Origin of the sequence: Cryobacterium sp. MP_M3 (assembly GCF_015752155.1) — a bacterium.
Lineage (GTDB): Bacteria > Actinomycetota > Actinomycetes > Actinomycetales > Microbacteriaceae > Cryobacterium.
The window spans coordinates 53299-65831 of sequence record NZ_JADOVI010000012.1 but is presented as its reverse complement, the minus strand read 5'-3'; the positions used below and the strand labels follow the sequence as shown (position 1 = coordinate 65831).

The 12533-nt window shown below is 68.6% G+C and carries 15 protein-coding genes and 1 other RNA gene; 12 read left to right on the top strand and 4 right to left on the bottom strand.

The window, feature by feature from the left end:
• Positions 1–248: 248 nt before the first annotated feature.
• The 4 genes from IWX89_RS13835 to IWX89_RS13820 all read left to right on the top strand — a co-directional run bounded on the left by IWX89_RS13835 (position 249) and on the right by IWX89_RS13820 (position 3230).
• On the top strand, positions 249–956 hold the full coding sequence (locus tag IWX89_RS13835; protein ID WP_196904134.1) for a GAF and ANTAR domain-containing protein: 708 nt from the start codon (positions 249–251) through the stop codon (positions 954–956).
• A 28-nt stretch (positions 957–984) separates the two neighbouring features.
• On the top strand, positions 985–1698 hold the full coding sequence (locus IWX89_RS13830; protein WP_307836565.1) for a GAF and ANTAR domain-containing protein: 714 nt from the start codon (positions 985–987) through the stop codon (positions 1696–1698).
• A 168-nt stretch (positions 1699–1866) separates the two neighbouring features.
• Entirely contained in the window at positions 1867–2205 is a 339-nt protein-coding gene (locus IWX89_RS13825; protein ID WP_196904133.1) for a hypothetical protein, read from the top strand.
• Between the two features lie 113 nt (positions 2206–2318).
• Positions 2319–3230, top strand: a complete 912-nt coding sequence (locus IWX89_RS13820; RefSeq protein ID WP_196904132.1) for a universal stress protein — start codon at positions 2319–2321, stop codon at positions 3228–3230.
• Between the two features lie 14 nt (positions 3231–3244).
• Here the strand turns inward: IWX89_RS13820 and IWX89_RS13815 are convergent, their stop codons facing one another.
• Positions 3245–4069, bottom strand: coding sequence for a universal stress protein (locus tag IWX89_RS13815; RefSeq protein ID WP_196904131.1), 825 nt, complete (start codon positions 4067–4069; stop codon positions 3245–3247).
• Positions 4066–4935 (bottom strand): universal stress protein, encoded by an 870-nt coding sequence (locus IWX89_RS13810; RefSeq protein ID WP_196904130.1) that lies wholly within the window; start codon positions 4933–4935, stop codon positions 4066–4068. Before IWX89_RS13810 ends, IWX89_RS13815 begins: the two co-directional genes overlap by 4 nt.
• A gap of 140 nt (positions 4936–5075) precedes the next feature.
• Here IWX89_RS13810 and IWX89_RS13805 point away from each other — a divergent pair, with 140 nt between their 5' ends.
• The 7 genes from IWX89_RS13805 to rnpB all read left to right on the top strand — a co-directional run bounded on the left by IWX89_RS13805 (position 5076) and on the right by rnpB (position 10442).
• Positions 5076–6749: a GAF domain-containing protein gene (locus IWX89_RS13805; protein WP_196904129.1), complete on the top strand. Its 1674-nt coding sequence runs from the start codon at positions 5076–5078 to the stop codon at positions 6747–6749.
• Entirely contained in the window at positions 6746–7426 is a 681-nt protein-coding gene (locus IWX89_RS13800; RefSeq protein WP_196904128.1) for a response regulator transcription factor, read from the top strand. Before IWX89_RS13805 ends, IWX89_RS13800 begins: the two co-directional genes overlap by 4 nt.
• The gene (locus tag IWX89_RS13795) at positions 7423–7926 is read left to right on the top strand and encodes a DUF427 domain-containing protein (RefSeq protein WP_196904127.1); all 504 of its coding nucleotides are present in this window, start codon (positions 7423–7425) and stop codon (positions 7924–7926) included. The genes IWX89_RS13800 and IWX89_RS13795 overlap by 4 nt, the downstream gene beginning before the upstream one ends.
• A 58-nt stretch (positions 7927–7984) precedes the next feature.
• Complete coding sequence (locus tag IWX89_RS13790) at positions 7985–8320, top strand: hypothetical protein (protein ID WP_196904126.1); 336 nt, start codon at positions 7985–7987, stop codon at positions 8318–8320.
• Between the two features lie 80 nt (positions 8321–8400).
• Entirely contained in the window at positions 8401–9222 is an 822-nt protein-coding gene (locus tag IWX89_RS13785) for a Nif3-like dinuclear metal center hexameric protein (protein ID WP_196904125.1), read from the top strand.
• 70 nt (positions 9223–9292) lie between these two features.
• A complete protein-coding gene (locus IWX89_RS13780; protein ID WP_196904124.1) occupies positions 9293–10030 on the top strand; it encodes a zinc ribbon domain-containing protein in 738 nt (245 codons plus the stop codon).
• 35 nt (positions 10031–10065) lie between these two features.
• An RNA gene (gene rnpB / locus IWX89_RS13775) (RNase P RNA component class A) lies at positions 10066–10442 on the top strand.
• Positions 10443–10576: 134 nt separating this feature from the next.
• Here rnpB and IWX89_RS13770 read toward each other — a convergent pair.
• Entirely contained in the window at positions 10577–11173 is a 597-nt protein-coding gene (locus tag IWX89_RS13770; RefSeq protein WP_196904123.1) for a TetR/AcrR family transcriptional regulator, read from the bottom strand.
• A gap of 66 nt (positions 11174–11239) precedes the next feature.
• Between IWX89_RS13770 and IWX89_RS13765 the strand changes: the two genes are divergently transcribed.
• Complete coding sequence (locus tag IWX89_RS13765) at positions 11240–11740, top strand: cupin domain-containing protein (RefSeq protein ID WP_196904122.1); 501 nt, start codon at positions 11240–11242, stop codon at positions 11738–11740.
• A gap of 28 nt (positions 11741–11768) precedes the next feature.
• Here IWX89_RS13765 and ppgK read toward each other — a convergent pair whose 3' ends face one another.
• A complete protein-coding gene (gene ppgK / locus IWX89_RS13760) occupies positions 11769–12533 on the bottom strand; it encodes a polyphosphate--glucose phosphotransferase (RefSeq protein ID WP_196904121.1) in 765 nt (254 codons plus the stop codon).

Below are 12533 nucleotides of genomic sequence, written 5' to 3'. Positions count from 1 at the left end.
CCCGTTCGCACCAATGAATCGCGCACACGGTCACACCCCCGGCGGCGTCGTGGTCACTCCCGCTGCGTGCCGCGATACGATGTCAGCAGTGCGGCGGTTCTCGTCGCGCCCAGCCAGTACGGAAGCGAATCGCTCCTTCGACGAGCTGAGAGGTCGTGACGGCCCATGTTTCCCTGGCTCCCAGCCTGGAACCGACACGCCTGTAACCTCCATACGCGTCGGCACGTCGACGCCAGGGCAGGGTATTGATGCCGTCCACTGAGCGTCGAGCCTTTGCCGCGGCCGCCCTGGAACTTTCCGAGGCAGCGGAGGGGAACTCCGATCTCTGCCGCCCGTTCCTCCGTGCCCTCCCGATCACGGGCGCTGCCATCTCGACCCTCGGCGCTCCTTTCGGGACCGAAACCGTGTGTGCGAGCGACGACCGGGCCGCTCAGATCGACGAGTTCCAGTTCGACCTCGGCGAGGGCCCGTGCTGGGAGGCCCTGACGACGCGGCGACCGGTACTCAGCGCCGACATCCGGCACACGTCGGGCTCCTGGCCGATCTTCGCCCGGGCCATCGAGACAACGGATGTCGGCAGCCTCTTCGCCTTCCCGATGTTCATCGGATCGCTCAACATCGGCGCGGTCGACCTCTACTCCACCCGGCCCGGTGGCCTGTCCACGGCGCAGATCGACGACGCGACCGTGCTGGTGGCCCTGGCCGCACGCCAGGTCCTCCGGCGAGCGTTGCTGGCTCGTCCGGAAGTGCCCGACGTGATCGATGAAGCGGGGTATTCGCGGCGCGTGGTGCACCAGGCAACCGGGATGCTGTTGGCGCAACTCGATCTCCCGGCGGCGGATGCACTGCTCGTTCTTCGCGGCTATGCTTTTTCTCACGGACGGACGGTGCGTGACGTTGCAACTGATGTAGTGGCGCGGAAGATCACTTTTCCGGCAGAATACGACGGCTCCTAGTGCGGCGTCCTTTAAGAATGGGTTCATAGTGACCAAGACACGTGAAGGTCAGCTGGTTGAGACCTTCGTCACTTTGGCGGACACGCTCGTCGTCGGCTACGACATCGTCGACCTGCTGCACATGCTCGTCGACAAGTGCGCCCTCTTGTTCGAGGCGTCCGCCGTTGGCATCATCCTCTCCGCCGGCGAAGACGACGAACTCGAGGTTGTCGCCTCGACCAATGAACGCAGCCGACTGGTCGAAATCCTCCAGCTTCGGGCCGGGAACGGACCGTGCGTGGAGTGCTATACGACGGGCAAGCCCGTTGCGATCCCCGACCTCGACGTCGTCGCACCCAAATGGCCCAGATTCCGCGCCGGGGCGCTCGAATTGGGTTTCAAATCGATGCATTCCGTTCCTCTCCGGCTGCGTCAGACCACCATCGGCTCCCTGAACCTCTTCTGGGACCGCCTCGGCGGCCTGGGACCCGACGACCTCCTGACCGTCCAGGCCCTGGCCGACACGGCCACGATCGGCATCCTGCAGGAGCGGGCCCTGCGCGAGAGCGGCGTTGCGCGGGCGCAGTTGCAACATGCGCTGAACAGCCGGGTGCTGATCGAACAGGCCAAGGGGGTTGTGGCGTACACCCGCAACTCGGACATGGAGGAAGCCTTCGACGTGCTGAGGTCCTACGCCCGGAGCAACGGGCTGCCGCTCGTTGAAGTGGCTGAAAGCGTCGTCAATCGCACGCTGTCCTTCTGAGCCGCGCGGGTGCCCGATTCCCGGGTGGCCGGGGCGAGGTGACCGGTCCCCTGTATTGCTCCGGAAACGCCCCGGGAACACTCGCTTGCCGGCCCGGATCGAATTATACTGACAATGCGCCCCAGACCCCGGTAGCACCCCTATTCGGTGAGCTTCGGAGGGTCGGCCATGAAACGTATTTTTCACCCGGGGGGGTCAGTCGTCACGGGCAGCGATCTTGCTGACGCTGTGATGGAATACGCCGAGTCGCTCAGCGGCCGGAGCCAGGTCGACGTGGTCGACATCCCCGTGCTTACCGATTCGGGCTTGCCGGGCCGGGCCCAGTTCCTGATCGGGGCGTCCAGCCAGCTGGTGAGTGTGACGAGCGAGCCGATCCTCCGCGAACTGATCGAGTCAGGGACGTCCCATGACCTGCGCCGCCGAGCGCTCGCCGGCGCGGATGTGGCGCTGGTCGGCTGGACGGGCGACGGTCTCGACTCTCCTCAGTTCGACGAGTTCGACTACTGATCGTCTTCCTCGCCCCCGAACGAGCCCGTTTCGTCGCCGGGACCTTGGCCCCTATCCGTCCCTGACCTGGGCGGCGACGATGGTGGCGTCGCCGGGCAGCGGAGGAGTGCAGGATGAACAAGCGGATTGTGGTTGGGCTGAGCGGACGGCCGACGGACGAGGGTGCCATGCGATGGGCCCTCGAGTACGCTGCGCCACGCCGGTTTGACGTGGATCTCGTGCATGTGGTCGACGAAACCTGGGGAGACATCCCGGCCGGCTTCCGTGGTATTGCCCGGGCACAGGCGGAGACGGAACTCGCCAGGGAACTGGCCGAAGCGGTCCGCCTGGAACCACACCTCGACATCCACTCCACAGTGCTCGTCGGGTCCCCGAACTCGGTGCTGGCGAAGAGGGCCGCGGGCGCGGAACTCCTCGTTGTCGGCTCTCACGCCCTCGGCCGGTTCCGCGACTATGTGTTCAGCACTCGCGCCGCCCAGATCGCCGCGCGCGCGCCCGGATCGGTGGTGGTGGTCCCGGACCGCAGGGAGTCTCCGGGTCGCGGCGTCGTAGTGGGGGTGGACGGGTCCGACGCGTCATTGGCGGCCGTGCGGTTCGCCGCCGAGGAGGCCGACCGACACGATGAGCCGTTGACCGCCGTGTATTGCTGGAGCGCGCCGACACCGTGGACGGCGGAGACCGCGGTGATCGATTGGCCGATGGAGCCGGACGACTCCGACCGCCTCGTGCTGGCCGAGGCCGTCGCCGGGCTGGCCACTCAGTATCCGGACCTCGACCTCGACCTCCGCCTCGACCTCGGACTGCCCTCAGAAACGTTGGCCCGGGTCGCGTCCGGTGCCAGGCTGCTGGTCGTCGGCAGCCACGGAAGGCACGGCCTGCAGCGTTTCTGGCTCGGCTCGGTCAGTCAGGTGATCGTCCTCACGATGCCCTGCCCGGTGGCGGTGATCAGGCCCGCGCTCAGCGGGTCGGAATCGAGCGGGTCAGAATCGAGCGAGGCCGCACCGGCTGAGGACGAATCGACCTGAACGCACCGGTCGCGTCAGGCTCGGGCGACGAGCACCGGCACCGTGATGTTCATCAGCACGTCGTGGGTGACCGAACCGACGACCGACTGGGTCACCGCGTGGGGGTGGGCGACTCCGAGGACCAGGAGCGAGGCGCCGTTCCCGGCGTCGAGGAGAGCCTCCGCGGGTTCCCGGTGCACCAGCCGGCGTCGCACCGTGATGAGCGGGGCGGCCTGTGCGGCGCGGTCGGCGGCGTCAGCGAGGAGCCGTTGGGCCGAACCCGTGCTTTCCGGCAGGTCACTGGACGGGAGCACATGACTCACCGGTGGGGCATGAACCAACAGCAACTCCTGGCCCAGACGGGCGGCCTCGCGCGCCCCTCGGACGACGGCAGCTGCGGATCCGTCGAAGCGGTCGACGCCGACGACGACACCCCGCCTCGTGTCGAAGGTCGTGTCGGGCACGACCGCAACCGAGCAGGGGGCGGCCGCAGCCACTTGGACACTCCGTGACCCGAGCACGCGCCCGTGCAGAAAACCGGTCTTGTGGGTACCGACAACCAGGAGATCGTCGGCGGACGGCAGGCCGGCCAGGGTCCACGCCGGGCTGCCGTGCACGATCCTGGCACCCACGTCCGCTCCCGGATACCGGCGCCCTGCCTCGGCCAGTTCGACGTCCAACAGGTCCCGGGCCCGTCGCTCGGCCTCGGCGGCATAGCCCGCGCCGAGCAGGCCCCATTCATCGTCAACGACGTGGATGAGGACGACCGGGCTGCTCTCTCCGACCGCTCGGGACAGTGCCCAGCGGATTGCTGCGCGACTCGGGCCGGATCCGTCAGCGCCCACATAGCAGGTGGTCACGGCTCCACCGGGTCCGGCAGCCGTTCAGGTCGCGGGATCACCGCCACGGGGCACTTGAGGTTGAGCAGCACGTCGTGGCTGACCGAGCCGAGGAACAGACTGCCGACCGCGCCACGGCCGTGCGTGCCGACGACGACCAGTTCGGCCTCCCCGGACGCGTCGACGAGGACCATGGCCGCGGGACCCTGTTCGAGAATCTCTCTGACCTCGAGCCTGGGGTGGGCGGCGCGCACGCGCCCGGCGGCCTCGGCGAGGATGGCGGCGTGAGCCTCCCGGAGCTCGTCGAACGGGATGACCGCCCCATATTCGACCGCGATGGTGGCCGGTATCGACCAGGCGTGGACGACGTCGAGGACCTTTCCCCGGCGCACCGCCTCGCCGGCCGCGAAGGCGAGCGCTCCCTCGGCGGTGGCATCATCTTCCAGTCCGGCGATGATGTTCCCCGCCTTCGGCGTCCAGGCGGCGGGCACGACGACCACGGGGCAGCGCGAGTGTGCGGCGAGGCGCAAGGGCAGGGTCCCATAGACGGCGCCGGCCAGGACTCCCGTCTTGTTCGTGCCGATGACCAGCAGGTCAGCGGATTCCGAGGCCCTGACCAGTTCGTCGGCCGGCACGCCGCGTCGCACGTAACTCGTCTTCTTGATGTGCGGGGCCTCATGCTCGACCCGCCGGGTCGCGTCGGCGAGGGCCCGTTCGTAGACCGGTCGGAAGTCGTCGTCGGGTCCGCCCGCCGGGGCCCAACCCAGTTCGACGACAGTCGTCAGTTCGAGGTTCAGGGCCTGGCTCTTTGCCCGTTCGAGAGCCCAGTCGAGGGCGGCCGTGCTGGCCGGGCCCCCGTCGATGGCAACGACCACTCTTTCGACCATGACCGGACTCCGTTTCATCCTGGAAAACCGCACCATATCTTCGATCTCACCAAGGTTCGCAGGGTGAACCGGGTGGGGAAAGGGCCGAACGTCCCGCGCGAGTAGAATCCGTGCAAGAGACCGAGAGGCGGACCACGGCCATGCCCCCTGAACGCATCCTCAGCACCGTCACCGACCGGCTTCCCCACCCGGCCGCGGCCACCGAGCCGGAGGTGCGCCTGCGCAGCCTTCTCCAGGCCAGCCAGTCCGTGGTCGAGCAGCTGGACCTCTCCGCCGTATTGCGCCGCATCGTCGACGTCGCGGTCGAACTCGTGGGGGCGCGCTACGGTGCCCTCGGCGTGATCGCGTCCAACGGCGGGCTCGAGCAGTTCATCCACGTCGGCATGCCGGATGGCCTGGCCGAACGGATCGGTCACCTGCCGGTCGGCCGGGGTCTGCTCGGGGCTCTGATCGATGACCCGCAGCCGATCCGTCTCGCCAGGATCGGCGACGACGACCGGTCGGTCGGCTTCCCGGAGGGACATCCGCCGATGGACAGTTTCCTGGGTGTTCCGGTGCGGGTTCGCGGAACGGTCTTCGGCAACCTGTATCTCACCGAACCGGCGGCGGGCGCCTTCAGCGGTGAGGACGAGGAGCTGCTCAGCGCACTTGCCGCCACCGCCGGGATCGCGATCGAGAACGCCCGCCTGTTCGAGGAGACCCAGCGGCACCAGCGGTGGTCGGCCGGCACCGCCGAGATCAGCGCGGCGCTCTTGGCGGAACGGGCCGACGACCCGCGAGCGCTGCTCGCCGATCGGCTGGCGGCGATCGCGGATGCCGACCTCGTCTGCGTCGTCGTGCCCGGAGGCCCCGAGACACTCCTGGTCGACACCGCACGAGGCGTTCTCGCCGAACAGGTCCGCGGTCTCGTCTTCCCGGCATCCGCTGCGGTGTGCGGTCGGTCGCTGGAAAGCGGACAGCCCTTCCTGAGCTCCGGCGCGGCCGGGCGTCCGGATGAGGCGATCCTGATCGGACCGGCAATGGTGATTCCCTTGCGGACGAACGGCCGGCCCGACGGAGTGCTGACGGCGTCACGCCGGGCGGGGCGACCCGGCTTCTCGCCCAGCGAGCTGGAGATGGCCACCGACTTCGTCGCGCAGGCCGGTGTCGCACTCGAACTGGCCAGAGGCCGGGCGGTGCGGCAGCGGCTGGCCGTGCTCGAGGACCGGGGTCGGATAGCCCGGGACCTGCACGACCAGGTGATCCAAAGGCTGTTCGCCGCCGGGCTGGGGCTGCAGGCCATTGCGGGCACGGCCGTCGAGCCTGACCTCAGGAATCGGATCCTCGAGCAGGTCACGGCGCTCGATGCCGCCATCTCCGAGATCCGGACGGCCATCTTCGCCCTCTCGGCCCAGATTCACCCCGACCGGCCGTCGGTCCGGCACCGGATCCTCGACCTGCTCGCCGAACTCAGCCCGCTCTTCGAGAATCCACCGCGGATCACCTTCTCCGGCCCGATCGACCTGCTCACCCCCGACGCGCTGGCCGACGACCTCGTTGCGGTCCTCCGTGAGGGGCTGACCAATGTGCTCCGGCACGCCGAGGCCAGCGAGTCGACGGTGTCCATCGGGGTTGCCGGCGACACCATCACGGTCGACATCAGTGATGACGGGGTCGGACCCCTCGGCGCAGACAGGTCGAGCGGCCTGGCCAATCTGGCGGCGCGTGCCCGCAAATGGCAGGGCGCGCTGGCCCTGTCCGCCATCGACACGGGAGGGAGCCTGCTGCGATGGAGCGGGCAACTGACCGCCGAACGAGATGGGAAGGAACAATGATCCGTGTCTTCCTGGTCGACGACCACGAGGTTGTGCGCCGAGGCATCGCCGATCTGATCAACGCGGAATCCGATCTCGAGGTCGTGGGGGAGGCGGCGACGGCAAGACAGGCGGTGGCGCGGGTCGCCGCGACGCTGCCCGACGTTGCCGTTCTCGACGTGCGCCTGCCCGACGGCAGCGGGATCGACGTCTGCCGTGCGATCAGGTCGAAGAACCCGACGGTGCAATGCCTGATCTTCACAGCATTCGACGACGACGAGGCGACCTACGCCGCAGTGCTGGCCGGGGCGTCCGGCTACGTGCTCAAGGACATCCGTGGCCAGCGACTGATCGAGAGCATCCGGCGGGTCGCCCTGGGTGAGACCCTGGTCACCCGGGCGGTGGCCGCGCACGTGGTGACGGCGCTCGGGACCGATCGGGCCGAACCGGCGGCGACCCTGACCGCCAGGGAGCGACAGGTCCTCGAGCTCATCTCGCGGGGTCTGACCAACCGCCAGATCGGCGAACACCTCGACCTCGCGGAGAAGACGGTCAAGAACTACGTCTCCGGGCTGCTCGGGAAACTCGGGATGCAGCGGCGCACCCAGGCCGCCGTCTTCGGAGCCGAACTCCACCACCAGGATCCGGGCACCGGTGCCCGGAATCGGTCCGTCGGTCCCGGTACGCTGGCCTCATGAAACCACAGCGCATGGTGCCGGTTGTTCCCGGCCCGGGGCAGGAATCGGTCTGGGACTACCCGCGGCCGCCCCGCATCGAGCGGAGCTCCGAGCGCGTCGTGGTCCTGCTGGGCGGCACCGTCGTCGCGGACACGTCCGACGCTGTGCGGGTTCTCGAAACCAGTCACCCACCGGTCTATTACCTGCCGCGCACGGCGTTCCGCCCGGGCAGCCTCGTGCCCGCCGCCGGGCGGTCGATCTGCGAGTACAAGGGCCAGGCTGCCTACCTGACCCTGATCGCGCCCGGCCGGCGCGAGGAGGCCGCGGCCTGGACCTACCCGTCGCCGTGGAGCGGCTATGAGGAACTCGCCGCCCGGGTGGCCGTCTACCCGGGCCGGATGGACTCGTGCACGGTGGACGGTGAAGTCGTGCGGGCGCAACCCGGTGACTTCTACGGTGGCTGGATCACCTCCCGGGTGGTCGGTCCGTTCAAAGGAGCGCCCGGCACGCTCGGCTGGTGAGTTCCTCGGCTGGTGAGCTCCCTGAGTAAATCTGAGCATTCTTCGATACAATGCGGCCATGCCCGAGTTCGCCTCGACGGGGCAGGATCCCGTTGCACCTCCCGGCCGTGACTCAGCAAGCCCGGAGTCGGCCGGTCCTGAGCTGCTCGGCCCTGCCCGGGGCGCCGACGGTGGTGTCACCGGTGCACCGGGGGAGACCTCGGCTGCCGGACCGCCCGCGACGGGCTCGCATCCGGTGCTCCCGGCCGGCGTGGACGAGGACCTGCCGGACGACGCCGACGATGTGACGGTCGGGGTGCCGCCGCCGCGAGCCAGTGCACGGGTTGAACCGGAGGAGAACGTGATCCAGGGCGCGGTGCGCCGGGGGCTTCGCCGCTGGTGGCCGCCGCGTTGAGGCGCGGACCTCCCGCCCGGCCGCGCATCGAGCGGCTCGGCCGGAAGGTGGCTGACCTCGGCCGACGGTAGGCTGGCGACGTGTCATTCTCGCTCGCCGCAGTCACCCGCACCGTCCACGAATTGTGGCCGCTGGCCGGGGCAGAAGGCTGGGACGCGCCCGGCCTGGCCAGCGGTGACCCCGCGCGCGGCATCGACGCCATTCACCTCGCGGTCGACGCCGTGGCGATCACCGTCGACGAGGCCATCGAAACCGGCGCCGACCTGCTGCTGGTGCACCACCCGTTGCTCCTCCGCGGCGTCACGTCCGTTGCCGCCGACCGGTATAAGGGCGCACTCCTCAGCCGTCTGATCCGGGCGGATTGTGCTCTGCTCGCCGCGCACACCAACGCGGACGTCGTCGCCGACGGCGTTTCGGACATCCTGGCCCGTCGCCTCGGCCTCGTCGACAGCCGGCCGATCACCGAAGGGTCCACGCCCGGAACGGGCATCGGACGGGTGGGACGGCTGGATCACCCGACCACCCTGGGCGGGCTGGCTCGCCGCGTCGCAGATCTGCTGCCCGCCACCGCCTCCGGAGTACGGGTGTCCGGGGACTACGGCAGCATGGTGGAATCCGTGTCCGTGTGCGGCGGTGCCGGGGACTCGCTCCTCGGGACACCGGGCGTGGTCGGAAGCGACGTCTACATCACCGCTGACCTGCGGCACCACCCGGCGTCCGAGGCTCGCGAACAGGCCCGCCTCAACGGAAACACGCCGGCGCTGATGGACGTGTCACACTGGGCCAGCGAATGGCTGTGGCTGGACACCGCGGCCGATGCCCTCCGAGCGGCCCTGCCCGGAGTTCGCGTGACCGTCAGCGACCTGCGCACCGATCCGTGGGACTTCGTCATCGTGCAGTAACCTGCCCAGAACTCACCATTCCGTTCCAATTCAATACCGCAAGCCCAATACCCCGAAGGTCAGGACACAAGTGAAGGCATCTCCAGCAGAACAGAAGGAGCTTCTCCGGCTTCAGGCCCTCGACATCAGGCTGCAGCAGGTCGAGCACCAGACGAAGGCGCTCCCACAGCACGCCGAGCTCAAGGAACTCGCCGTCACCGCAGACAAGACGCGAATGACCCTCGGTACCCGCAGCGGCGCCGTGGAGGACATCCGAACCGAACTGCGCCGGATCGAGTCGGATGTCGACGTGGTCGAGAAGCGGATCGCGCGGGATTCCGACCGGGTGAAGCACACCTCCTCGGTAAAGGACGTGCAGGCGCTGGAGACCGAGCTCGCCGCACTCCGCAAACGACTCCTGGCGCTCGAGGAGATCGAGATCGCCGTCATGGAACGGCTTGAGGAAGCGGAGGCCGCCGTCGCCGTGGTGGAGGCTGAACGTGATGCGATCGCCGCCCGGGTTGCCGAAGCCGAGCAGGCGCGCGACCTGAACCTCGCCGACCTGAACCGTCAGCTCGGCGAGTTGCGCCGGGACCGTGCCGCCATCGCCGGCAGCATCACCGACGACCTGGCCGCGCTCTACGAGAAGCGGTTCGTGTCGGGGCGAGGGAACGCGGCGGCCCTGCTGCGCGCCCGCACCTGCAGCGGTTGCACGATGACCCTGACCGGCAGCGACCTGGACGCCGTCCGGTCCTCGCCGGCCGACGAGGTGCTGTTCTGCCCCGACTGCGGCGCGATCCTCGTGCGCACGGAGGAGTCCGGGATCTGAGTCACCGTCCGCCCCTGTAGGCTTGACTCTCGGAATGGGTCGGCAAGACGGTCGCGACATCCGGTGCCGCAGGGCATCGGATGGCGAGGAACGTCCGGGCTCCACAGAGCAGGGCGGTGGGTAACACCCACCCGGGGCAACCCGCGAGACAGTGCCACAGAAAGTAGACCGCCACCGGCTTCGGCCGGAGGTAAGGGTGAAACGGTGGTGTAAGAGACCACCAGAGGCCAGGGTGACCTGGTCGGCTTGGTAAACCTCGTCCGGAGCAAGGTCAGACAGGAAACGTTAAGGCGGCTCGCCGAGTTTCCGGGTAGACCGCTAGAGGGCTGCGGCAACGTAGTCCCCAGATAGATGGCCGTCCATGGTGCTTCGCGCACCGGGACAGAACCCGGCGTATCAGCCGGCCCATTCCCCACTCCCACCTCTTGTCAGGGCGGAGAGCCTGCACGGGAGTTCCCGAGCGCCGCATCACCGCCGCAGCAATGCTTTTGTTTCGAGTCTCCGGGCGTTTGACGGGTGACGGGAACCCCGAATCGTCGAGGCGGCTCATCCCGCCATCGCCTGGGCCAGCAGTGCCCGCGCCGAACCTCGCATGAGGACCGCCGCCTCCTCGCGGCTGAGGCAGGCGACGTCGGTCAGCCAGACCAGCGACTCGATGCCCACTGTGCTGCGCACGGCGACGGCGAGGCGGTGCACCACGGTCTCAGACAGACGAGGAACGAGGGGGGACAGGGCGTCCTCGAACCAGGCGATCGCGCGCCCCTTCCGGAGGGGCAGCTCGCGTGAGCCGGCGTCCGGCTCGAGGGAGAGCCTCAACATGGTGCGCTGTTGCTGTTCCGTTTCCAGGATCAGGCGGGTGAATGCATCGACGGCAGCCAGGAGTCTCGCCTCCGGATCATCGCCGATGCCTGGCGGCAGCAGGGACGACAGCTCGGTTTCGGGATGCGCGGCGACGAGGAGCGCCGTCTGGTTGGGGAAGTACCGGTAGGCGGTCGTTCGCGACACGGAGGCGGCGGCGGCGGCGTCTTCGACGGTGGGAGCGGAATTGCCCCGCCCGATGAGCCCGCGCGCGGCCGAGACAAGTTCGTCCCGGGTGCGGACCTTTTGCCGGGTGCGTCCCGTCCGCTCGTAAGGCATTGACATGAACAATACGGTACCCTAGTCTCGTCGTGGGACTCAAGTACCATGAACGAGGGAATGAGGGCGACCATGACGACACTCACGGCCACAGTTCGTGACACCGACGCAGGCGAACGGCGCTGGTTCTGCGGCGGTGGCCTGCACACCTGGGTGGCCACCGGCGCCGAGACCGGAGGCGCCTTCCTGATTTTTGAGGACGCTCTCGATGCAGGCAAGGTCACGCCGCTGCATCGGCATCCGGATGCGGACGAGACGTTCTATATGCTCGAAGGTGAGATCCTGCTCGACCTCGACGGCGAACAACAGAGCCTGCACGCCGGGGGCATCGCGATCATTCCCCGCGGTATCCCGCACGCGTTCATGGTGACCTCGCCCCGGGCACGGATGCTGTGTCTGCAGAATCCTGCGACGGGGGAGGCCTTCTACCGGATGGCCAGCGAGCCCGACGGAGGCGAAGACGCCGAACCTCCGCTCGACTTCGAACGGGTGCGCGCGGCCGCCAGTGCCACCGGGGCGATCGAGATTCTCGGACCGCCCCCGTTCCCGCCGGTGGCCTCACCGGCGATCTGAGCGCGCCCGGCAGATGGCTCGCGGGCGGTCAGGCGCGGTTCTTGACGGCGAGCGCGGCGGCGCCGAGGATGCCGGCATTGTTCCGGTGGACCGCGGGGATGATCGGTGTCTTCAGGTTCAACAGCGGCAGGAACTGGTGGTGGTGCTTGGACACGCCGCCGCCGACGATGAAGAGGTCGGGGGAGAAGAGAGCCTCGAGGGTCGAATAGTACTTCTGCAGGCGACCGGCCCACTTCTCCCAACTCAGGTCTTCCCGTTCCTTCGCGGAGTACGCCGCCCTGGTCTCGTAGTCGACGCCGTCGATCTGGAGGTGGCCGAGCTCCGTGTTCGGTACCAGGATGCCGTCGTTGAGCAGGGCTGTTCCGATGCCCGTCCCGAGCGTGGTCAGGATGACGACCCCGGGGACACCCTTGGCGGCGCCGAATTGCGACTCGGCGTAACCGGCGGCATCCGCGTCGTTGACGAAGTGGATGGGGTGGCCGAGCCCCTTCTCGAACAGCTTCTCCGCGGCAAGGCCGATCCATTTGTCGGAGACGTTCGCCGCCGACATGGTGTGGCCGTTCTTGACGATCGCCGGGAAGCAGATCCCGACGGGGAGGTCGGGGGCCGCCGCCTTGTCGGACACGGTCTTCAGAAGGTCCTTCACCGTGTCGACGATGTCGGCCGGACGACCGCCCTTCGGCGTGGGCAGCTTCACCCGCTCGGAGAGGAGCGTGCCGGTCGACAGGTCGACCACCGCGCCCTTGATTCCGGTGCCGCCGATGTCGATGCCGATTGCCGTGGTTGAACTCAT